Source organism: Thalassotalea piscium, assembly GCF_030295935.1.
GTDB lineage: Bacteria > Pseudomonadota > Gammaproteobacteria > Enterobacterales > Alteromonadaceae > Thalassotalea_B > Thalassotalea_B piscium.
In genome coordinates this window covers 3,022,470-3,045,389 of record NZ_AP027362.1, presented here as the reverse complement: position 1 = coordinate 3,045,389, position 22,920 = coordinate 3,022,470, and the positions used below count along the sequence as shown (strand labels likewise).

Here is a 22,920-nt window from a genome sequence, read left to right as displayed (position 1 = left end):
TAGTTGTTGCAGGTAGCTTTCTTTTATTTAGGATATAAAAGCGGTACATCGAGATTATAGAAGTCAAAATTGAAAAAGTTGAAAACCATAATATATGTACCTTGGAGATCATAGGATTACTCTGTTACTTATTGGATGAAAATTCAGGAAGACTTAACGCTTCATCTTTGAAAAATATTCGGCAAGTAACTTTATATCTGCATCAGATAAGTTTTTTGCCATTGCGTTCATTGTTGGATCTGTTCTATCGCCACTTTTGAAGGCTTTAAGTTGTTTTTCAAGGTATGCAGCCTTTTGACCCGCTAAATTAGGGTACATAGGAATCGTGGAAACTCCTGTAGCACCATGACACGCAACGCAAGCGGCTGACTTCTGTTTAGCAGCATTTGGATTAGCCAAAGCACCAAATGCTAGTAAAGATAAAATTAAAGAGCATATTAATTGAGATTTCATAGAGTTTCTCCAAAATGTTTAAATCAATTTATAGCGCTAATACCTTAAGGTAACCTTAAGGAGAAAATATCAAATCAAAACTACTAACCAAATTAAAACCGCCATGATAAAGCTAATCATGACAGCAGCAGATCCCAAATCTTTCGCTAAGCCTGACAGCGGATGGATTTCTGTTCCGACTCTATCAACAACGGTTTCAATTGCGGTGTTTACTATTTCAGTAAAAATAATAAACACCACAGATGTCAGCAATATTAAGCGCTCAGAGGCGGTAATCTCAAAAACAAACGTTATGGGAATACAGGCTATTAATAGCAATAATTCTTGCCTAAAAGCAGCTTCATTTTTTACCAGCCACTTCAATGCCCTGACTGAGTTACCAAAAGCTAAAAAAACACGTTTTAATCCTCGTGTTTTGGTGAATCCTAATTCGCTAGTCATTGCAACCTAATAACTCCCAATTCTCTGTTTTATTCCGAAAGCACTTTTTCACGCCAATCATCACCAAGCTTAGATTGAATATATTCACGAATAAGCTGCCTTACTTTTTGAGATGAATTCATATCTTCTAGCACACAAAGCTCTTCTAAAGCTTTTTTCTTTTTAGGGTCTATTAAAATCGTCAATCTAGCAGTTCTGTTTTCCATGTCTGTCACTCGTTAATGGTTATTATCATTTGATTATAACGTTTTCTCATTAGTAGAAGCTAACAAAGTTACTTATCAAGGGTTGAAAATAAAAATAAAATTACAATATAGTTACAATGTCATTATAATAAAACTTACATCAAATTATATTTCAATGGTATTTTGTCATTGTGATTTGCACTGAAGCTTATAGGAGAAATTACGGTGCTCGATTTATCTATCCCAATGGTGGTTTCGGCTGCGATTTTGTTTTTAACATTCTTCGGTATTTTTACTGAACACTTTCATGGCATACATAGAGCTAAGTTTGCAATGGCTGGTGCTGGAGCCATTATTATTGCGGGGCAAGTACTTGGGTTTTACTCTCCAGAACTTGCCCTAGAAGCCATTGATTGGAACGTAGTATTTTTACTAGCGATTATGATGATCATTGTTTCGATAATGATGACGACAGGCGGTTTTGAGCATTTGGCTTCTTATCTAGCTAAATTAAGTAATGGCTCTCAATTCAAATTAATTGTCCTGCTTGGCACAGCAGTGACCCTGTTGTCATTGATTCTTGATAATGTGACAACGGTTATTATCTTTGGGCCACTTATTATCCTTATTTGCCGAAATATGAATGTATCCCCCATTCCTTATTTACTAGCGGCGGCTTTGTTATCAGACACAGGTGGCGTAGCAACCTTAGTGGGCGATCCGCCAAACTTAATGATCGGTTCAGCGGCTGGTATTGACTTCAATACGTTCATTATTCACATGGGGCCTCCAGTGTTACTGGCTTGGATCGGCATTCTACTTTCGATGAAATTCTTGTTTGGCAAAGAATTAGGGCAAGCTGTGACTAACGTTGTTGAGCAAGAACTAGAGTATAAAAATAAAAAGCTTTGGTATAAGTCGATTGGTGTACTTTGTTTTATGGTGGTGTTATTTGTTTTTCATCATCATATTGGCTGGGAGCCTTGGATGGTCGCGGCAGCGTCTTTAACTATTTTACTTTTTATAACGCGTTCAATTGACCTAGAAAAAGTTACTCAGCATATTGAAACGCCACTTTTAATGTTTTTTATTTCATTATTTATCGTTATAGGCGGCGTCGAGCATTCTGGATTACTACACCACTTTGGCGCGATGTTTAAGCCATTAATACTAGAACATCCTGTTATTGCCGCATTGGTTTTATTGTGGGTTGCAGCAATACTGTCTGCGCTGATTGATAATATTCCTTTTACCGCCGCTATGATCCCAGTTCTTCTAACTTTACAAAACGAAGGCGTGAATGTTAGCGTAATGTGGTGGGCACTAGCTATGGGAGTTGGAATGGGAGGTAATGGTTCCCATATTGGTTCTACAGCTAATGTTTACATAGTCACCATTTCTGAACGATTAGCGAGAGAAACTGGGAATCCTGATTACGCCATTTCACCGGGATTGTGGCTAAAAAAAGGTACTCCAGCTATGCTTATAACATTAGTGCTGTGTAGTATTTTTATTTGGTTTGGTTACGATTTCTTGTATGTTGATTTGTGACCAATTAGGACTATAAATGAAATTAATTTCTAGTTGCTTATTTTTTACCTATTTTGTGCTTGCGACCTTTACAGGGTCGCAAGGCGCTAGCTATGGTCAGCAATTTCAGCAATTAGATAGCTCAATTAATGTTTGTACTTCGAATGATTCCGAGTCAATCGATAATGAAGAGTCAGAGAAAAAGTATTTATCGTCGCAAAGCATTACCCATAAAACCAAGCAAGCAAGCTTTGAACCCTTTACTTTCTTTATTTCACATCTAGAAATAGCGTTAAGCCATTACTCAATTAGAGCACCACCAAAAACTTTGTACTCTTAAACAAAACGGGAGCTTTTCCCAAATTTAATAATTTATTAAGGTACAAAGACATGACTCAATTATCTTTAAACAAATGTGATCGCGTGTCACAAATCGAATGGCCTACTCAGCAAACTCAAGTGTCTCTGCAAAGTAAGGCAATTGAAATAGTAACTGATTTTCAAAAAAATAGACCGTTAGTGATTGATAGCAATACTAAAGCGGTTGAAGCTGAATATTTAATGAAAAAGGCTCACGTAAAATTGAAGTTGGTACTGGACGAAAATGATCAGTTTATTGGAACGTTAAGTTTTAATGATTTAAACAATCAAGAGATCATCAAAAAAGTTGCATCTGGCGATTCAAGGGCAGACCTTCGAGTCAGTGATTTCATGAAAACTAAATCAGTGCAGAATTCTCTTGATTGGCGAGCACTTGAAAGTGCGAGCTTACGTTCATTAATCCAGTTCTTAGCAAGTTCCAATGATCAACATATTTTGGTGAGAAATAATGAAGGCTCAACAATCAGAGGATTGATATCAGCTTCCGATATCGCTAGAGCACTTCATTTAAACGTTAACCTTAATATGCCTGTCAGTTTTAAATTGATAAGTGAAACAGTTAACACACTTGATCAAAATGCTGCATAGTGCTTTGTTCTGCTCAAAACTCCCTTGCATTCTAATCAATGCAGGGGAGTTCTGATGTTAGTAATAGTTACAAAATACAAAAGTCGTCAGCTCGACGAGCTGCGAAAGTTGGCAAGAAACTTAAAGAATCGTTTGTATAGTAAGTCAACTAAGTTAGAAATCATTTGCTCTTATGAGCCGTTGACGGAGAGCTTTCACATTATAGCCAGATTGTTTTTATTTGGAGAGTTGAGTAGGACTAGTATTGCCATAGATGGCTGTGAAAGAATCTCTTTTTTAAAGGCACTCAAGGATGTTTTAAATTTAAATTGATAACGACTTGGAGTTTGACATGATTACAATCAATGTAGACTACCCCAAAGCAAATATAGAAGTCTTTCGAAGCTTGCTTCGAGGATTTATAGATAATCAAATCAAGAAGAAAAGTCATGTTGTTGTAAATTTTGAAAAGCTAGAAGAACATAATTATAGGTGCACTATGATCATCTATCATGAGGATGTGGAGCATAGCAGAAAAAGTCATGAGGCGGACTCAGAAGTGGATGCCTTTACTGAAGTCATTTGTTCTTTGGGGCGGCAGTATAAGTGAAACGTATGAAACTTTATTTTAAATTACTGTATTTATTGTTTTTGACGATATTGGTCATCTCTTTAGATCAATATACAAAGTTTTTGGCGATTGAATTCTTGTCAGAGAAAGATACACATAATTATTTTTACGACGTATTCCGACTGAGCTATGCCGAAAATTCAGGAGCCTTTTTAAGTTTAGGAAGTGGCTTGCCAAAGGAGCTTAGGTATCTGATTTTTAGTGGCTTAGTAGTTGTGTTTTTAGTTGGCTTAGCTATTCATCTCATTTCGAATTTAAGATCTCATCCGAATTATTTAGCTGGATTAACTTTTATTCTATCTGGCGGTGTAAGTAACTTATATGACCGTTTGCAATACGGCGGTGTTGTAGTGGATTTTATGAATTTGGGTATTGGTACTTTTAGGACAGGAATTTTTAATGTTGCGGATATCGCTATAATCATTGGTGTGGTCATAATCACATTCTCCGTAAACATAAAAAGCCAAACATCTACCATAAGTCCAATGAAAGTGAACTAAAAATGATATTTTATTTCGTTCATGTACGAAATGTATTTAATGGACTTTCGTTCATTTAATTGTTAAGGTGTACGAAAGTTACAGGTTTCGTACATATGAAAGTTGGTTTTGCAAGAGTTTCAACTAAAGAACAAGATTTGAATGTTCAACTGTCCAAGTTGGACGTTCAGGGCTGTGAAAAAATATTCCAAGGCAAACAGTCTGGTGCTTCGATTCGAAATGAAGAAAAGCTTAAGGAACTCATCGACTTTATCAGGGAAGGTGATGAAGTTATTGTTACTCGCCTCGACCGTTTGGGACGGTCGTTAAAATCTATTCTTGAGGCAATTGAAAGTATCCACAAAAAAGGTGCTTGTTTAAATATTATTGACGGTTCTCTCAATACCAAAAATGATAATCCGTTTGCCACCGCCATGATCAACCTATGTGGAGTATTCGCTCAACTTGAGCGGGATCTTATAAAAGCTAGAACCGCAGAAGGTCGCGAAGAAGCAAAAGCTAAAGGCAAACACATGGGCAGATTGCCTGCATTGTCAGACAAAGAAGCGAAAGAACTATATAAAGATAAATTATCTGGTGAATCGATTTCTGCATTAGCGAAGAAATATTCTGTTAGCCGCCCTACGGTTCATCGAACTATTGAAAGAATGGAACAGAAAAATAATAAATAAAAGGAGATGTTATGTGGTCTGATAAAGAATCAAAAATTGACTTCTTAAATTTTAATGAAACGGCTGAGTCGATTAAAGATCTTATAACTGAAAAGGAATTAATGCCTATTAGCATCGGTGTCTTTGGTGATTGGGGCGCAGGAAAATCGACGATTCTTGAACTTACCAAAGCATCTCTGGAAAGTGATGAACAAGAATATATCCAAGTACATTTCGATGCATGGACTTTCCAAGGATACGATGATGCTAAAGCGGCGTTACTAGAAACAATTGCATCCACTTTAGTTAAAAAAGCAGCAGATGATAAAAATCTAAGTGCAAAAGCAAAAGAGTTTGCTGGACGTATAGATAAGATCAGGCTGATGGGGATACTAATGGATGGCGGTGCGGCATTAGCTGGTATACCAACTATGGGTGGCATACAGAAGTTTATGGGGCTATTCAGTGGTGGCGACGATGGTGAATTGGATATTGGTGATGTAAAAGGTGCTGTCGATGGCGCTAAGGATGTCGCGAAGAAAAACAAAGGTTTGATCAAAGATAAGAAATCATTCTCACCTCCTAAAGAAATTAAAGAATTCCGAAAGGCATATTCTGATCTGTTAAAGGAGTTTGATAAGCCACTTATTGTCTATGTCGATAATTTAGATCGCTGCTCTCCATTTAATGCTATATCGACCCTTGAGGCGATCAGGTTATTTCTATTTTTACCCAATACTGCATTTGTTATTGCTGCCGATGAGGACATGATCCGCTTGGCAGTGCCTGAGTATCACAAAGGTGCATCTCAACGACATCAAACTGATTATTTAGACAAGCTTATTCAAATTCCTGTGCATGTACCAAGACCCGGTGTCCTTGAGATTAGGGCATATTTAATGATGCTTACTGCTCAAGACCACGGCGTTACCGATGCGCAATTAGAAACGATAAGATGTGCCCTTGAAGAGTCATTAAGGCTGTCGTGGAAACAACCACAAATTACCGTTGATGAGCTACTTCAAGATCACGAGATTGAAAAGCATTCCGAACTCAGAAGTAAATTTGTAGTTGCTGAACAGTTAGCTCCATTATTGGCTGAATCTACAAACATTAACGGCAACCCTCGCATAGTAAAACGATTACTCAATCAAGTTAAGATGAGAAAGAAAACAGCTCACCGTCGAGGAATGCAGCTAGATGAAAAAACCATCACTAAGCTGGTGATTTTTGAGAGGTGCTTAGGTACTCAGGCTACCAACAAGCTTTATGAATTAATTGATAAGGAAAACGGATATCCAAAAGTATTAGCAGATCTCGAAAATTCAGAAGTCGAATTTGACGAAATTAAGTTACCTGAAGAGTGGAAACTCGACCTAGCTTTTATTGATAAATGGTCAAAATTACCTCCAATGTTTACTGAGATGGATTTGACTCCGGCGGCGTACCTGAGTCGAGAAAGCATTCCAATGGGCGCTGTTAATGCGGTAATGTCGGGAGCTGCTCAAAAACTCGTAGAAGAATTAATGAAGCAAAAGGTAAGGGTTAGTGGCGTTAACTCTACTGCGATTACCACAACTCCGAAGGAAGAATACATGTCAGTCATGGATGGTTTGATTGAAAACTTTAAGTTGATTGGTGATTGGACCGAAAGACCTACAGGCATTTATGGAGCGGTGCTACTTGCCAAGCAGGATGATAAATGTTGCTTAAGTCTTCTTACATTTTTAAAAAGCTTGCCCCGCCAAAGGTGGCTTAATCCAATTTTAAAAGAACTAGAGGGAACTAAGTAATATGGGTACGTCCGCATCGTCAACAGGACCGAATAACAAGAGTCCGTTAATTCCATCGTGGGCAGAGCAAGGAGATCCCGTCACAGTTGAACCTGCATCAGGTACTGATGGGGATGATCAAATAGGCTCTGACAATAATCAAGCTGGAGATCAGAATGACAATAGCAACGATATTGACAATGACAAGGTTCAACAAGAAATTGGTGATTCGCCAACAGTAACGCCGCCTCCAAATAGGTTTGCCAGTGCCAGAAGAGCATTTGGTAAGTACGCTCAAACAGGTGGATCAACTTCGGATCTAAGGCGTTCATTAAAAAGTTACTCTAGAAAAGGCTCTGGCGGAGGTAAAAGCACCAGTCGGAGACTAGCAAGTGGCATAACTGCTGGTTCTGGATTGCTTGGTGTCATGCGTGGCGACACCGTAACGATTAATAATCAAAGCTTGTCATTAGGTGATTTAACTGGGTTATCGACTGACCAAGCAATTGACAAAATTGCTAGTCATTTAGCACCTGATAATGCCGATTCGGATGCTGTTAGAGTTGCGTTAGATTACGCGTTAGAAGAAGCGCTACCCGATATTGAAGAATTTGATCCTAACAGTTTTACCGACGAAGTTATCCAAGAAGCCATAGGCTGTTATTTAACAGATCTTATATTTCAAGATGTTGTAGAAGGAATGGGCAGAGCTTGGTTTCACGTTGAGCCTGCAAGCAAGCATCATCAAATGGAAGTTGAATTAAGGGAATTAATAAAAGTGATCACACAAGAGCAGTTAGACAAAGTAACTAATGGCAACCCCAGTACTATTAGCAAAGAAAATATTACTAAAATTCAAGCCGATGCTATTGCTATGACGGTTGATGAATGGGAGAGCTTTGATGACTAACTTTTATTTTAACCATGACCCAGCTAACTTGCCTGATTTTTCTGACGATTGTCATCCTGTCCAGATGTTCCATACGCATCAAAATGACATCACTAAGCACAGCTTAGTGTCAAAACAATTACTACAAACAGTTCGTGATTTAGGATTGAATGTAGATGCTGATGCAATAGATCTGATAACAATTGCAACTGCCGTTACCGCCGCTGATACGTTTGAATTGAGGGATAATGCAGAAAATGCATGGGCTAGGAAAATGCATTTGCATGTTCCTGTTACCGATGAGGATATGTGGAATTTTGTAGAGCCTGAACTAAGTTCTTTGCTCAACTTTCTTACAGGCGATCAATGGCAGTTTACGTTTGAAAAAACAACTATGGCAATGCCAGCTCCTAAGAATAGTGAACAAGCGAAAACCAAGGCAAAATCACTAATTGGACTCAACTCTGTTTGCCTTTTTTCTGGTGGTCTTGATAGCGCAGTTGGTGCAATTGACATTTTAAACGGAGAGTCAGATTTAAAGCCTCTTTTAGTTAGCCACGCTTATCGTGGTGATGGTGCGAAACAGGAAGATATTAAGCATTTATTATCCCCGCCATTCGGCGAATTGTCCTATTCAATGTCTCCTCATATTATCAAGCATTTAGAAGGTAAAACTGACATTAGCATGAGGGGAAGAAGTTTCAACTTCCTAGCTATGGCGGTACTTGGTATATCAGCCTTAAGAAATGCTAATTGCGATAGCAGTATTGAAACTATTGTCGTCCCTGAGAATGGCTATATTTCTATAAATCCACCGCTTACCAGAAGACGGATTGGTAGCCATAGTACTAGAACTACTCATCCTAATTTTCTAAGCAGGCTTGAATCTTTGCTTAGAGACACTGGGTTTCATGTCAAATTTGTAAACCCCTATCAATTCAAAACTAAAGGTGAAATGTTAGCGGAATGTGTTGATCAAGACGCAATTGAAAAAGCAGTTCCTCTGAGTGTTTCATGCAGTCATTGGCACAGAGAACATAAACAGTGTGGGCATTGTGTACCTTGTCTTATTCGAAGAACGTCAGTTTTCCATGCAGGTTTTACACAAGATGCGCCATACAAGACAAAGCGGTTGAGAGGGCTTATCAAAGAAAAAGATACTCGTGATGATCTGCAAGCGGTTCAAACGGCCATTATTCGTTTGAAACAGACTGATAATTATCGCTCTTGGCTTCGAAAGTCAGGACCAATACCACAAGATAAAGATATACGAGAAAAACTAGAATCAACTATTAAGCGAGGATTGGCAGAGGTTGAATTATTTCTCCAAGCGGATAAATCGTCATGATGGATCTTCATTGCCACGTTGACTTATACCCTGATCACCAAGAAGTATTGAACGACATAAAAAGCAGTAATTATTATGTGCTATCAGTAACAACAGTACCTTCAGCTTTTGAAGGTACTGTTCAGTTAACAAGTGACATAAAGCACTGTAAAACAGCTTTGGGGCTGCACCCTCAACTTGCTCATTTAAGAAAAAATGAATTAGCACTATTCGATAAGCTAGTTGATAGAACTAGATATATTGGAGAAATTGGACTGGATGGCTCAAAAGGTTACGCTGATTATTTGGATGATCAATTAGAGGTTTTCACACATATTTTGAAGAAATGTGAAGGCTTTGATGACAAAATACTAACTATCCATAGTCTTAACGCGACTGATCAAGTACTTGAACAACTTAAGTTACACTCCAATGCTGGTACTTCCATTCTTCATTGGTTTTTAGGAACAAGGAAGCAAGTTTTAGAAGCCGTCGAGTTAGGCTGTTTCTTCTCTATTGGCCCAGCTATGATTAACTCAGCTAGAGGCAAAAAAGTAATATCGTGGATACCTCAAGATAGGGTTTTACTTGAAACTGATGGACCTTTTGCCAAAGTGGCGGGGAATATTCTGTTTCCCTCAAGTGTTGGCACTGTTACTGAATATCTGGCTGAAATTTGGTGTAAAAATAAGGCTTCGGTAATAGAGCGATTGTCAGCAAACCTTAGGTGTTTAACTTCAGTTGGGTAAAGAATTATATGTTAGGTGATCTCAGAACAAGTTTATTCAGGTTTAATCGTTTTGTTTGAAGTATTTGTATTAGCTATAGCACTCAGTATGGACGCGTTTGCAGTATCCATAGGCTTAGGTTCCAAAAAAGTAGTGAATGCTGAAAAGCTTTTTTTAAAAGCCGCTGCTTACTTTGGTTTTTTCCAAGGATTCATGCCTATTCTAGGCTATTACAGCGGCAAAGGGTTATCATCTTGGATTGAAGATTATGCACCTTGGATAGCTTTTATCTTGCTATTATTTATCGGTGGCAAAATGATTTATGAGTCCCTATCCGAAGGAATTGAAGAAGATATTGCGAAAGTTACTCATCGGGTGCTACTTGTTCTCGCCATTGCTACTAGTATTGATGCTATGGCCGCAGGTTATGCAATCACTTTGCTTGAAGTAGATATACTCTTAGCCTGCTTGATAATAGGCATCACGACGTTTGCGTTTAGCTGGATTGGAGTGAATATCGGCGAAAAAAGTGGCGTATGGCTTGAATCTAAAGCAGAACTTTTTGGTGGTTTAGTGTTAATTGCAATCGCATTTAAGATGTTACTTGGTTGACACAGAACCACCGAATACTAGGCTACTTACCTGAGCAACAATCACTGCCCTCTTGAATTGGTGGGCACTTAACTGTTCCATAAGAGCAATAAACGCAACAATCGCCTTTTAACGGTTTAAGCAACGTTTTACAGCTTTCGCATTCGTAGTACCACTGGCAAGCATTTGTAGGCATAGTCTCAACCTTACTGAAACCGCACTCTGGACAGGTTATCTTCGATTCTAACACTATACCTTGCATACAGCTTCCTTAATGGGCTTAACAATATCTAAAATAGACATTACGACCATCCAGATGATCCCAAAATAAAATAGATAAGTGCTCCAATTGTATTGCCACAAAGGGTACAGGGTTAACAATACAGCAATTGGACCAATGACACTTAAAACTCCTCTCAATGAATCTCGATGTTGATACCAATTATAGAAATTAACTAACAACGCTAGTGAAGCAAATAATGGCAATAAGGTGTTAACCGCTATCCCTTCAAAATGTGAAAGAAAACCTAATCCAAGAGCAGATGCCAATGAGCCGAGCGCAGGAAAACATGCTGTGCAGCTAAGGGCGGCTAGCCAAACGCCACCAGAACCTACTTTATCTAGAATTTTATTGATCATAACTATTTACCTCAATTTTTAAGGTAGTATAAACTCCGTACATAAGTACGGGGTCAATAGCTATTTAAGTGAATTTATTACCGGGCAGGATTGAGGGTCTTGATTGGCCTTGCAAGAATCAGTCATATCTTGAATTACTTTCTCTAACCGTTGTAAGTCATTGATCTTATCTCGTATAAGTTGAAGTTTTTGTAATCCCAATGATTCAACTTCAGCGCAATTACTGCTTAAAGACATCAGTGATTCTATCTCTTTTAGCGTAAATCCTAATGCTTTAGCTTTGAGGATAAACTTGAGTTGACTGGCATGAGTTTCGTCATACTTTCGATAACCCGATTCTGGTTTTGGTGGCTGTTCTATTAAACCTTGGCGCTCATAGAAACGGATGGTTTCAACGCTAATTTTAAGTTCTTTGGCAAGCTTACCTATGGTTTTCATAAACAGACTCTTCAATCAATAAGTGCCATTATACCAGTATTCAAAATTGACCTTAATGTAGAAGAAATAATTATCTCAATTATTACTTTATCTATTGAATGTTATCAGTCACGGTTATGTAATTGCTAACCGTGACGATTAATATTCAGTATACTAACGTACTTCATCAGTACGGTGCGCAGCACGTAATAGGCTTATTATGTCTTCTGTGTCAATGTTCTCATCCACTAATGCTTGTTGCAGAAGTACACTAACTTCAGGAGATGGAGACAAGTTTTCGAGCTTCATATTTGCTAAAGCTTGCTTGAGCGTGTGTGGCTTTTTTATTTTCACTGATTATAGCCTTAAGCTTGCGTATTCAAAAAAACTCCAAAACTAGAATTGAAATCTACTATAGGTTTTGTTTGCCGCCAAATAATAACCTTTCAACGGTTACTATTTTGTACTCCTATCAAAAGTAACCTCTCATAGGTTACTTTTTCAAAAACTCAATCGTAAGCACCACTTCTTAGCATTTGAACTGGAGAGTCTATGACCCTCACTCTATACTATAACTACTCAGGGCGAACTATAGAGGTTTACGATGAATAAGAAACTTGAATTCAAGTACCCAAAACTTAGTGACGTTCTCGACTCATTAGAATCCGATACTACAAGCTTTGACTATGCCGTTTCGAAAGATAACGAGTCCGATGATAAAATATATACATTTGAAACTCATCCTTTTTATTCGCAGGTTGGTGATCTAGGAGATCTTGAGATCCCCGGTTCAGATATTTACTAATTAATATCGCCATCTTTTAGTTGGCTTTGTAGCTTTTGAATTTCTAATAACAGTGCCTGATTCTCTGCATCTTTTTGCTCTGCGCTTTCTATCGCTTTTTGCCTTTCTAACTCAAGGCGAGTTTTATCTGATTCTAGCTCACTAATTTTTAATGACTTCTTAAAAGATTCAGTTTGTTGCATCGTTCTTTTACGACTCGAAATATAGTCTTCTAGAGAGCCGGAGCTACGATGGGTCATCTCTTTTTCCATCTGAAGTGCAATTGCGGTTTCATTGGCACTAAAGCCTAGCTCTATTGCAGCGTCCAAATGCTTATCAAGGCTATCGCCTGAAAATTTATGGCGTAATGAGTATATCGATTTACCTTTAGGCCAGCCAAGTTCTGTGGTGATTTCACTGAAGACCTTGCTGATATTTTCCGCCGTTAATGGTTTATAGTTGTTGGGGTCTATGAACAAATGACCATCGTAGTTGACAGTATCAATGTTGGTGAGAAACTCTTCTAAATCATTCTCAATAAAATTCCTGACAGCGAGTACCGTAGAGAATCTAAAGCTCACTGGCATGGTATTTCCTTGCTTAGCCAGCTTTGGAACAATTGATAAACTATCTTGCTTGTTGAGGAAGAATTCTCTTTCGATGATTTCTTTAGAAAATTGAAGTCTACGATAGCTACTAACAGAAATTGGGCGGCTACCCGTTTCATTCATGATCTGCGCAATTAAGAGTAGTGACGCTCGCTCATAGCCCTGATATTCATTAACTATGTAATTATTTAGTTCTTCTAGCTCATACTCACTTGCATCTTTTCTGTTTCGACTTCTGGTATCACAATCTCTATATAATTCTGGATAAAGTGAATTATTATTTGGCTTTTCATTTCTAGATACGGCAATTTCCTTCAAAAGTAATGATGATGTTATCTGATATGAAAACTTATTGGCCGGATCAAAACCAAGAATATTTGGGTGATATGTACCTTGCTTTTGTACCCAATGATAAAAGTTATAGATTGGCATCAAAAAATCACTGTTGACAGTTTGCTTGGCAACGTTTTCATTACCTCTGTAGCGTGAATCTGCCGTTGTTTCATTTAAACAGAATGCCCTAAATTCCCTCATCCGTGAGTCGTTCATTTCAAGCCAGCTTAGTTTATGTTTGCCAGAGTTTAAGAATTTAAATAATCGTCTGATAGCCTTTCGATAAGTACGCTTAGTTTTAGGATCTCTATCCAGCTCAATGATAAAATCTGTCGGTGCCCAAAGAACCTCTCCGCTTATATCTTGGTAAACATAATGATCTCGACGATCATAGCGTACCTTTGTTTCAGTAATACCGTTACTCATCTGAAACCTCCAGTTTAAGCGGAACACCACAATGTCTTTTAGCGCTAAACTCTGTGGCATCAACCGTGTTGATTAATTGACTCCTCTTGCCGATAAATAACATCGACTCTTTAGATGCGTTTATACATGTGTAAAGCCATGATTTATCAATCAAATAGAAATTATCCAAAATAACCAAGGAATGATTAAATTGATTACCCTGAACCTTGTGCGCCGTAATTGCATAACAAAGAGCAATGCTTTCAATATCTTCTATAGACAAATCGATACAATCACCGCCAATCTCTATTTTCATCCAACAGTCACGCCCATATGCAACGACAGGCTTTTCGTAAACTTCTACTATGTTTGCCAACGTACCAACCGATACATCAATAAATTTATTAGGTTTAGCAAAAATAATAGGTTCCCCTGCGTAGAAAACAGATTCACCAATTTCTAGCTTTGCTACTTTTTTCCGGTCAAAACGAATCCGCTGAACCTGAGAATTTATGTCATCGCACAATTGTGGGTTAGAACAAATGATCTTAGGTACATCACTTAACATTGAAGCCAATTCGAACCAAATATTGGTCGTAATGGTACTAAGCATCTCGTGATATTTATCTTCAGTATGGTAAATACTTAGGCTTTGCTCTTCTGACACGTCAAATGCAGGAATAGCATCAAATACTGATGATGCAGCGCCACCAATTAAAGAGCTATACAGCCGTTGGATATCAGACTGGGACTCGGCACCTTTCACTTCAATTAACTCTGTTAGGGCTTCATCTTTTAATTCAACAGCCTGTTTGAAAAACGATCCCGGACCTATAGGAGGTAATTTAAATTTATCACCAATAAAGCAAATGTGAGCGTTAAGAGGAATAACCTTTAAAAGTTTATACAGTGTTAACATATCAACCGAATTTGAATTTTCTATCAGGATAAGTGCCCCAGACAATGCGCCTTTTAGGTTTCGCTTTTTTGCCTGTGAAATGAAGCGATTAATTGACTCTCCCTTTAAATTAGGCAGTAAAGCGTCTCCATTACAAACAACTGAGTTAACTTTCCAAACGTTAATACCGTTATTAAGGCATATATCAATGATGATCTGGGATAGCAAAGACTTTCCTGTTCCAGCTTCCCCGACAATAAAAGAAACTGGTTGATTAAAGGCATTACCTAATGCCTGTAACTGAAGAGGATTCAGTACAACATTGTTGTGATCTAATATTGACAACGTTTCGTCAAACGCCAACGAATTTGTATCAAATAGCTGCTTTGTCATAGATAAACGCTTGTGAAGCAATGTGTTAATTGCCTTCTCAATCGCCTGATGACCTAAGATTTGGATAGTGTTATTTTGTTTGTTGAAACAAAGCGTTTGAAAAGCGCTTTTTTCAATTTCATTTAAATCAAATACAATACCAGCCTCATTCAGCTCAGCTTTGACTTCATTAGCAGGCAGTGCCATATCACCGTTATTACTGAATGACGAATACAGTATTGATTCAATAAACGAAATCGCTCTACGCTTGTCGTTTAAATTGATATCAAAATTAGCTCTTAATTTTTTGTCTAGTGATTTCCATGTCCGCTTTGCAGCATTTACAGAGGTTATAGGATAGAGCAGATATGGATTCTTTTTTATCAGGCTACTTGCGTCATGTCCTAATAGCTGACGAGTCGTTTCAACATACTCAACTGGTAAATTGTGTCGTTCAAAAAATAGATTTAATTCAGTTTCACCAACAGCCTTAGCCCAACCATCACAAAGATTTTGAGCCATAACTGGTGAGATTTTTAGCTTTTTACAGTTAGATAACTTTTTAGCTGAGTAACTTTGTAAAACTGCAATTAAATCTTCACCAAAAGCGACCTTAAGTTTCTTGGTCCAATAGCTATTTATACCGACAAAATGAGCGTTGTAGATAAGAAAATCACAAAGAACATCTGTTGAAATATCTGCGCTGGGGTGCTGCTTTATAGCCTCATCAACAATGAACTGTGAGCCATATTCTTTATCAAAGAAATAATCACCAGTCACCCTCCAGATTTCCCCTGTTTGTGGGATTGAAGTGATCGTACCGAATTCAGCCTTAACGACTATTTTTTCACGTGCAATCTTTAATAAAAATATAGATGAAATACCACGTTTATCTTGTGTATGGTGCCGAACTAAAGTGACTACGCCTGTTAATTGCTTAACATCTTCGTGAAATGATATATTGCTTATTTGCATCACACGTCACCATCATCCAAGTAAAGCTTTGGAATATACCGACCTGTCGCCAACAAAAACTCTTCTGAAGCCAGATCTATTTGAATTGAGTTAAGCTGGGTCTCCAATGCCTTAAGTTTCAATTCAAGCTCACTATTGGAGAGCATATTTTCTATATTTTCTTTTGCGGAACTTTCTTCTTCAACATCATCAGGCACCTCAACCTCAAGCACTTTTTGTTTTTGAACTAGCTTTTCTATTGGACCATCAGGATCAAATAATTTTTGTAGATCTTCATTCGTATCAAGCGTTGATTTAGGCACATTATGCATCTTGAAAATTTGAGTCTTGTTTACCCTACCTTGATACAAAGGGATAACAGGCGAAGTTTTTACCCAATCTGCTATCTTTTTAGCATTCTGTTTACCGATATCCTGAGAAGATTTTCTGCGCTTATTCACCATGATTTACTTCCCCGGAAAATCAATAATAGAGGTGCTCTCGTCAGCAATTTCGTAGTCGATACCATGTTCATCTAAAAGCTTTTTTAGCTTTGCATTTTCGATGCTAAGTTGCTTGTTCTTTAGATCAGACTGCTTAAGTTGTTTTTTCTTTAGATCAAGCTGTGATTTTATAGACAACCGGACACTTTCAATCTGGTTTTCTAACGTGCTGTTTTCTTCTTCCAAGTGTTTGTTAGTCACTCGAAGTTCAATTAATTCATACGCTAATCCCTGATGATTAGCTTCAGATATTTTTAGCTCTTCCTCTAGCTCTTGCAGAGCATTCTTTTCTTTAGCGTTGCTTTGCAGCTTGGCCTTAAATTTCAGCCTCTCCCAAAGGTTAAGTTTATTATCGTCGCCATAAATTCTGAGTTTTAAGCCCGTTGGTATTGCATCCAGAGACTTTGCAGATGTTGTATATGGCGGAATATCATATTGCTTAACAACATCTTTGCTATTTTGTTTACCATTCCACTTTCTAAGTCCTGTAGGGCTGGTAGGGAAGAATTCAAGAACGTACTTTCCCTTGTCATCAATCTGTCTATTGCCATTAACAAGTACAAAGGGGATTCCATTGGCTGCCCACTTTTCAAGTATTTCTACTTTTCTCTCAATGCGCTCAAAGGCTTCTTTTTGTTGAGGGTCTTGGGTTTGATTTGTCTTAGCCATTAGGTTGCTCCCCTTGGAAAATACTCTTACTTCTTTTCATTGTGCGTTCATGGCTTTCAATTAAAATCTCTAAATTAGCGCTTTGTTCCTTAGCTCGCATACGTTCAACAGGGAGCGTCAAATAATCAGCTTGGACTGCCTTTAGCGCGATTAAGTCTTCTTTCATAATATCAAGCTGGGTTCGTTTTACTTCTTGGTATGCACAGCCTTTACACACAGATGGTTCACAAGGTGCCTTATGCTTTTTAGCTTCTCCCTCTTTTTTATGGCAAGTAGCATGTGGTTTAGGTTTGTGTTTGTGGCCTCTAGCATCCAGCACTTGAGCCATTTCATTACTTTTTTCTTCGTCAGGTAATTCGCTAAAGCCTTTACCGTACTTGTCTTTGGTATAGTTGTTGAACCTGACACTCTTTTGTAAAACGCGGTAAACCTTTTTCAAATAAGAAGTATATTTACCTGCCATTTCTTCGGTGCCCATAAGTAGAGTCAGAATATCTTTTGCCGTTGTTTCAACACCTACTTCAGCAATGATTTTATCTAGAGCCTTATTTTCTTCTTTTATCGCAACGGTTGATTCAGCTTTCTCATTTCGAGTCAGCTTGGTTTTATGATGAAGTTGCTCATGCGTTTCTCTAGCGGCAGGCTCCGTCACATAAACAGTTGTTTCTTCGGGATCAACATGTCCTAGCTGGTGACATAATGCCAGTAAGTCTGCGTTTTTATACTGATAATGGTAAATAACAGCGTAGATACGTCTGAATGGGTGGCTTGACATGTCCACTTCAGCATCACCTAGCATCATTTTTAAGAAGGCGTTGCCAGTGATCTTTGAATCTTTACCCTTATTAAAATGATATTTATAGTGTTTGAAGTTACCTTGTTCATCAATTCGAAAAGTTGGCACATTAAATAAACCGTCAACATCAACAGCGGCCCATGCTTTTTTCAATTTGATTAAACATTGAATTGCTTTAGTGCTACCGTTATTAGTTGTGTACCAACGGCGCTCACCATTTTTTTCGTTATAAAAGCATGCCTGATACCAATTGAATTTTTTATCTTTGCAGCGGAAGAACTCTTCCGTAATACCAATAAGAGGGTGCTGGATTTCGGCTTGTCTTCTTGCGTTGTAAGTCTGCAATATGACATAACATGCGGTCATCAATAACGTGATTACCTCGGTTACAGAGAACGCCTTAGAGTCTTTATCTGAAGCGGTTAAACTCGATTTATGGATTTCAATGCCTAGCAGTTTTTCAAGCTCCTTAACTTTTTTAGAGCTAACTAAAAACTCAGGAAATCTACCTTCAGTCAGTGTTCGATGACGAAGCCCTTCATCAAGATATTGGTTTTTTAAGCTGGTAATCTCATTCACCAAAGAGATTATTTTTGAGGAGTATTCATATACCCAAAGGTGTGAACCGCCCAATAGATCAACAACATGCTCTAAATCCAAATTTTTCGTGCGACCAGCTACTTTACCTAGTTTTTTAGAAAGCTGGTTAGGGTTAGGAAAAGGAATAAACTGCATCCGATCTTCATTATCTAGTTTTGCAAACCTATTCCAAGTACCAAACCAGTTATTTAAAGATTTAACGGCTGGTTGAGAAGGTGCAGGTGCGCCTTTGGATGCTAAACGAGCACCGACTTTAACTCCCTTTGATTTTAGGTGTTCTGTTACTTTTTGGTAAACACTAGTTGGAACTTGATTTTCAAGACTAACCGCACCGATACATTGGGCAATCTTAGGTACTCTTATACTCGTTACTTTAGAGTTTTCGTTATTACCGTCTTTGATTAAAAATGGCTCTAGTTCGTCATTCTCGATTAACAAATCGACAAATGAATTAACTCGTTCATGCAAGGCTAGTGTTGCTGGAATACCACCTTCTTTGAGCGTTACTTTCATCTTATCGATTTGCTTTTGATTTACTCCATTTAGTACGAGATGACCATGTAAGCACATATATTCAATGAATTGCGCTGCAACGTTAACTTGCGACATTACCCCAGTTTTTACAAATGTCGGCGTATGTTTAGCTCTGTTTGCATAGATATCGATGATTTCAACAAGTGCCTTGGCATAGTCAGGGTAAACCAAAATAGGCACTGGGTGCTGCCACCCCGCAGCACCGGGAATCCATATATCACGCAGATCTACAGATCCTTTTTGCAATACCGTTTCATTGGCTTTAGCACCAGTTATCTTTGCATGATAATGTAACACTGTACCTTCAATAGCGAGTTTTTCATCTGTAACTTGCAACAGTTTTGCATTTTCTAAAAGTAGATCGTCATGCTCTTCCAGTATGTCTTCTGGCTTAATATCTTCTAAGAATTGGTACTTAAGATTACTGTTCATTTTCTAATCTCCCTTTAGCGTCTTTGAACATTAGAGGATTGGATAGCTCTACATACTTCACTAAACCAAACGTAAATCGCATGTCTGGTGCAATATACTCATCAAAATATTCTCTACCATGCTTTGCCAACAGCACCTCACCACGTGCTATGTAATAAGCTTGATGTCGCAGGGTTCGTACAAATTCATCAACCCCCAGTTCAACGCGATTGAACTCGCAACCTTCTCCTGAATGGCATTTTCGACCTTTACAAATGCTATCTTGCTTAGATTTATCAACAGCAGCGAAGATATCTGTGCAAGATGAACCGTCTGCTAAAATGAACCAATCTGGCAATTCTTCTTTATGATCCGCTGGTGCTACGATCAAATCCTCGTCAATGTTGCTACGATCTAAGCCGTATTTCTCTATTGATGCTTCTTTATGTCTAAACTGAACGGTTGTCTCAAATTTTCGCTGAAAATCTGCATTGTTGGCTTCATATTCAATCACGGCGATAGGGTGCGTTAGATAAGCAGAAGTTACTCTACTGGTTGCATGATTCCGCTCTCGTTGTGAATTAACCAAGCTACCGTCGATACCTTTTCTAAGATTCATTTGATGTTTGGCTAATAACTCCATCCGAAAATACGGTAGGGTGTAGTGATCACGTAGCCTGTCGATAACACCTGCCGATAGGAAATTTAGCTTTGTCGAACCCGGAGTATCCCAAATACTTTCTGGGTGAAAGCCCATTCGTACCATGTTGTCATGATGCTGGATAAGAAAGCTGATCACCTCACGAATTTCTTTTTCATGTGGCTCAATCGTAACAGGCGTAGTCTCTTTACCTACTTTTTCTTTGAAGCCAGCAAGTACAAAAGGCCCTTCTGGTATTTGCTCCGGCAAATTTGCACGAGTCAACGTAGCTATTACATCTTTATTCCAAGTGGTTCTGATAACTAATCTAATAAAGCACATAAGAAGAACATTTTTTGGCAAAAATATGCCTGACCAAAAAAAATCTCTCATACCTGTACTTGAGTTGGGAAACCAGTGTTTCACATAAGTTGGGATTAACTCAGATTTTTGAGAGCAGTAAGTTGAGTCTGATGTGCCAATGGATAGTTGGTGCCGAAGGTAAGCTCCCATCACAACTTCAGTTGTAAATTCTTTTCTAATGGCACTCACTTGTGACTTTAAAATAAACCGACCTTCGTCAACCTGATTATCTTTAACTAGAGCAGTAACGTCTTCTGGGATATCTTTGATGTGAACCCCATTTTCGTCTTTTTCCGTATAAGTGTTAAAAGTAGATACAAGCTGTTTATAACATTCAACTTCTTTCTTACACGCATTTAGTATCTGGTTAATTGGCTTTTCAAAGTACGCTTGTACATTTTTTCTTAACTCTGATAGCGATTGTTGTTGATTTTGAATAGGGCTGGGTAAAACATCACCATTTTCATCAACAGGCTCAATTAGCTTTTGAGCATTCATTTCGTCAGAAGCACTAAACCGAGAATTAAAACCACAGTTTTTTATATCAATCAGGCCGTTGATTTTACCCGCGTGATTACTTAAGAATGTGCGTAGACCTTGGCTTCTAGGAGCCTTTAATTGTATATCCTGCTCATCGATGATGTCTTCAAGTTGAGCAAAACCCAACCTGAAATCTCGCTGTTCTAATTCAGACAAGGGGCTGGTAAGGATATGCTTGATTTGTGCCGACTCTAATGAGGTATCTATGACATAGCCCAAAGTTCGCTCTATATCAGATAACGATGGGGCAGGCATTGGCGTGGTCGCTGTGTGAGTTTGTAGGTTGTTCAATGCTGTAACCAGAACGCTATTTGGCTTTAACAATGGCGCTAACTTAGTAAGGTTAAACTTTACAGTGACATCATACTTTTTACCGTTAGCTTTGGAATAACCTTGAAAAGCCATAGTGTTAATTTTGTCTTTTGGATTAATAGTCGAATCAATCTCAAAATCTTTTAGTAACCTTCCACTTTTAGTTGGGGTTTCGCATAGGTTGAGAAAGTCACGAATGAGTTGCAGCTTTTCTTGCTTCTTATTTGGGAAATGTTCGGTGATTAATGACTCTAGTTCTATTAAGCCTTTGGAAACATTATAAGCAATCAAGTCTTCGGGCTTTTTAGCTAATAATAATCTCGCGTCACTATATCCCTCTTGCTGAATCAGCATCAAGATTTCTATTAGGTCAGTTACGTTGCCCGTATCGACAGCGCTGGTTTCTGATATTTTTTCGAGCTGATTAAAACAATTCTCGCCTACACCTTCCAACGGCAGGATGGATGGTAGTTGGAATGAATCAACAATGTGCTCATAGTTTTTACATTGTATTTTAAACAGTGGCTTAAACTTTAACTGACCTGAGCTGTTAAAGTTGGTTTTGAAAAGGTCTTTCGCTTTATTTAGTTCAGGAGCAGTTAGTCCATGATCAAAGAGCTTCTGTCTAAACAGTGTACTTAGCTGATTCAACTTTCTATTTGGTAAAGCCTTATGTAAGTTTTTCTCAAAATCGATTAGCGCCTCGTTAACTCCTGTTGGTGTTAATTTTTTTAATGGCTTGTTAAGCAAAATCTTTATTTCAGAATTTTCAGGCCACTGATCAATTTCGCGTAACAACTTTTTGAAGCCTGCGATGACGGAGTATTCAAAGGGCTGTTCTTTTGAAGCGTTTTCTAAATTGATCAGAAGATCGTGTAAAACCGAGTCTTTAACAAATAGATTTGGCAAAGTGTCGGGATCAATAACGGTAAACTTAATCTTATTTTTTACATCAATGGTAAAAAGATCGATGTTAGGATTTTTTTTAAAGTCTACATTTGTTGATAATAGTGTTTCATATGCTAATTCTGTCGCATTAAATCCATTTTCTATGGGGGCACTGAATGAATTGAAAAAGTTTCTGACTGCGGTGCTGTAGCTTTTGGCTCTGCTCAAAGGAAAGCTGTTTACTAATGCTAGCTCAACTGACTTGTAACCTTGGATAAGATCTTTGATGGTTATAGTCTCTGGTTTACTCACTAATAAATGGATTAATGCTTGGTGCTCTTCTTCGTCAGTATTTATCAGTTGCAGTAACTTTGATATCGCTAATCGTAAATTGTAATGCGCAAGAGATGAGGTTTTTTCGTTTTCATCATCCCATTTTGAGCTGATTAAACAATGTTGTAAAAAGCTGCTTTTTGGGGCTAAGCTTTGGAAAATTGTATTGTCGATGTTGAGGATGCTTTTATTTTTATAGTTTTTCATGGGGCTAATTTAGGTATACCTTAAAATTTATATCGACTTTTAGATAAATGAACGTAAATAATAGCATTT

25 protein-coding genes are annotated in these 22,920 nt (G+C 38.0%); 12 read left to right on the top strand and 13 right to left on the bottom strand.

Annotated elements, in window-relative coordinates:
• Positions 1-153: 153 nt before the first annotated feature.
• From QUD79_RS13425 to QUD79_RS13415, 3 genes are all read right to left on the bottom strand, one after another.
• A complete protein-coding gene (locus QUD79_RS13425; RefSeq protein ID WP_184421168.1) occupies positions 154-453 on the bottom strand; it encodes a c-type cytochrome in 300 nt (99 codons plus the stop codon).
• A 69-nt stretch (positions 454-522) separates the two neighbouring features.
• Positions 523-894: a diacylglycerol kinase gene (locus tag QUD79_RS13420; RefSeq protein ID WP_184421170.1), complete on the bottom strand. Its 372-nt coding sequence runs from the start codon at positions 892-894 to the stop codon at positions 523-525.
• 29 nt (positions 895-923) lie between these two features.
• Positions 924-1,100, bottom strand: coding sequence for a ribbon-helix-helix protein, CopG family (locus tag QUD79_RS13415; protein ID WP_184421172.1), 177 nt, complete (start codon positions 1,098-1,100; stop codon positions 924-926).
• Between the two features lie 204 nt (positions 1,101-1,304).
• Here QUD79_RS13415 and QUD79_RS13410 point away from each other — a divergent pair, with 204 nt between their 5' ends.
• From QUD79_RS13410 to QUD79_RS13360, 11 genes are all read left to right on the top strand, one after another.
• On the top strand, positions 1,305-2,630 hold the full coding sequence (locus QUD79_RS13410; protein WP_221435101.1) for an ArsB/NhaD family transporter: 1,326 nt from the start codon (positions 1,305-1,307) through the stop codon (positions 2,628-2,630).
• A 16-nt stretch (positions 2,631-2,646) separates the two neighbouring features.
• A complete protein-coding gene (locus QUD79_RS13405) occupies positions 2,647-2,949 on the top strand; it encodes a hypothetical protein (protein ID WP_184421174.1) in 303 nt (100 codons plus the stop codon).
• Between the two features lie 50 nt (positions 2,950-2,999).
• Positions 3,000-3,578 (top strand): CBS domain-containing protein, encoded by a 579-nt coding sequence (locus QUD79_RS13400; protein WP_184421184.1) that lies wholly within the window; start codon positions 3,000-3,002, stop codon positions 3,576-3,578.
• A gap of 331 nt (positions 3,579-3,909) precedes the next feature.
• Entirely contained in the window at positions 3,910-4,167 is a 258-nt protein-coding gene (locus QUD79_RS13395; RefSeq protein ID WP_184421186.1) for a hypothetical protein, read from the top strand.
• 5 nt (positions 4,168-4,172) lie between these two features.
• Positions 4,173-4,688, top strand: coding sequence for a signal peptidase II (gene lspA / locus QUD79_RS13390; RefSeq protein WP_246454858.1), 516 nt, complete (start codon positions 4,173-4,175; stop codon positions 4,686-4,688).
• A gap of 95 nt (positions 4,689-4,783) precedes the next feature.
• On the top strand, positions 4,784-5,359 hold the full coding sequence (locus QUD79_RS13385; RefSeq protein WP_184421190.1) for a recombinase family protein: 576 nt from the start codon (positions 4,784-4,786) through the stop codon (positions 5,357-5,359).
• Positions 5,360-5,370: 11 nt separating this feature from the next.
• A complete protein-coding gene (locus QUD79_RS13380; RefSeq protein ID WP_184421192.1) occupies positions 5,371-7,131 on the top strand; it encodes a KAP family P-loop NTPase fold protein in 1,761 nt (586 codons plus the stop codon).
• A 1-nt stretch (position 7,132) separates the two neighbouring features.
• The gene (locus QUD79_RS13375; RefSeq protein ID WP_184421194.1) at positions 7,133-8,020 is read left to right on the top strand and encodes a Qat anti-phage system associated protein QatB; all 888 of its coding nucleotides are present in this window, start codon (positions 7,133-7,135) and stop codon (positions 8,018-8,020) included.
• Entirely contained in the window at positions 7,995-9,347 is a 1,353-nt protein-coding gene (qatC, locus tag QUD79_RS13370) for a Qat anti-phage system QueC-like protein QatC (protein ID WP_246454845.1), read from the top strand. Before QUD79_RS13375 ends, qatC begins: the two co-directional genes overlap by 26 nt.
• The gene (gene qatD / locus QUD79_RS13365) at positions 9,344-10,075 is read left to right on the top strand and encodes a Qat anti-phage system TatD family nuclease QatD (protein ID WP_184421196.1); all 732 of its coding nucleotides are present in this window, start codon (positions 9,344-9,346) and stop codon (positions 10,073-10,075) included. The genes qatC and qatD overlap by 4 nt, the downstream gene beginning before the upstream one ends.
• A 51-nt stretch (positions 10,076-10,126) precedes the next feature.
• A complete protein-coding gene (locus QUD79_RS13360; RefSeq protein ID WP_184421848.1) occupies positions 10,127-10,666 on the top strand; it encodes a manganese efflux pump MntP in 540 nt (179 codons plus the stop codon).
• 22 nt (positions 10,667-10,688) lie between these two features.
• Here QUD79_RS13360 and QUD79_RS13355 read toward each other — a convergent pair whose 3' ends face one another.
• The 4 genes from QUD79_RS13355 to QUD79_RS13340 form a co-directional block, all read right to left on the bottom strand.
• Positions 10,689-10,907, bottom strand: coding sequence for a GDCCVxC domain-containing (seleno)protein (locus QUD79_RS13355; protein ID WP_246454846.1), 219 nt, complete (start codon positions 10,905-10,907; stop codon positions 10,689-10,691).
• Positions 10,895-11,284, bottom strand: coding sequence for an organomercurial transporter MerC (merC, locus tag QUD79_RS13350; protein ID WP_184421199.1), 390 nt, complete (start codon positions 11,282-11,284; stop codon positions 10,895-10,897). The genes QUD79_RS13355 and merC overlap by 13 nt, the downstream gene beginning before the upstream one ends.
• Positions 11,285-11,344: 60 nt before the next feature.
• Positions 11,345-11,722, bottom strand: a complete 378-nt coding sequence (locus QUD79_RS13345) for a MerR family transcriptional regulator (RefSeq protein ID WP_184421201.1) — start codon at positions 11,720-11,722, stop codon at positions 11,345-11,347.
• A gap of 153 nt (positions 11,723-11,875) precedes the next feature.
• Positions 11,876-12,055, bottom strand: coding sequence for a hypothetical protein (locus QUD79_RS13340; RefSeq protein WP_184421203.1), 180 nt, complete (start codon positions 12,053-12,055; stop codon positions 11,876-11,878).
• A gap of 250 nt (positions 12,056-12,305) precedes the next feature.
• On the opposite strand from QUD79_RS13340, the gene QUD79_RS13335 reads away from it, so the two are divergent.
• The gene (locus tag QUD79_RS13335) at positions 12,306-12,506 is read left to right on the top strand and encodes a hypothetical protein (RefSeq protein ID WP_184421205.1); all 201 of its coding nucleotides are present in this window, start codon (positions 12,306-12,308) and stop codon (positions 12,504-12,506) included.
• Here the strand turns inward: QUD79_RS13335 and QUD79_RS13330 are convergent.
• From QUD79_RS13330 to QUD79_RS13305, 6 genes are read right to left on the bottom strand one after another with little or no spacing between them, the layout of a single operon-like run.
• A complete protein-coding gene (locus QUD79_RS13330) occupies positions 12,503-13,852 on the bottom strand; it encodes a hypothetical protein (protein WP_184421207.1) in 1,350 nt (449 codons plus the stop codon). The two genes, QUD79_RS13335 and QUD79_RS13330, sit on opposite strands and share 4 nt — an antisense overlap.
• The gene (locus QUD79_RS13325) at positions 13,845-16,076 is read right to left on the bottom strand and encodes an ATP-dependent DNA helicase (protein WP_184421209.1); all 2,232 of its coding nucleotides are present in this window, start codon (positions 16,074-16,076) and stop codon (positions 13,845-13,847) included. Before QUD79_RS13325 ends, QUD79_RS13330 begins: the two co-directional genes overlap by 8 nt.
• Positions 16,076-16,519 (bottom strand): hypothetical protein, encoded by a 444-nt coding sequence (locus QUD79_RS13320; protein ID WP_221435102.1) that lies wholly within the window; start codon positions 16,517-16,519, stop codon positions 16,076-16,078. The genes QUD79_RS13325 and QUD79_RS13320 overlap by 1 nt, the downstream gene beginning before the upstream one ends.
• Positions 16,520-16,522: 3 nt before the next feature.
• The gene (locus QUD79_RS13315) at positions 16,523-17,227 is read right to left on the bottom strand and encodes a hypothetical protein (RefSeq protein ID WP_184421210.1); all 705 of its coding nucleotides are present in this window, start codon (positions 17,225-17,227) and stop codon (positions 16,523-16,525) included.
• Positions 17,220-19,589, bottom strand: coding sequence for a hypothetical protein (locus tag QUD79_RS13310; protein WP_184421212.1), 2,370 nt, complete (start codon positions 19,587-19,589; stop codon positions 17,220-17,222). The genes QUD79_RS13315 and QUD79_RS13310 overlap by 8 nt, the downstream gene beginning before the upstream one ends.
• Positions 19,579-22,851, bottom strand: coding sequence for a hypothetical protein (locus tag QUD79_RS13305; protein ID WP_184421215.1), 3,273 nt, complete (start codon positions 22,849-22,851; stop codon positions 19,579-19,581). Before QUD79_RS13305 ends, QUD79_RS13310 begins: the two co-directional genes overlap by 11 nt.
• Between the last annotated feature and the right edge of the window lie 69 nt (positions 22,852-22,920).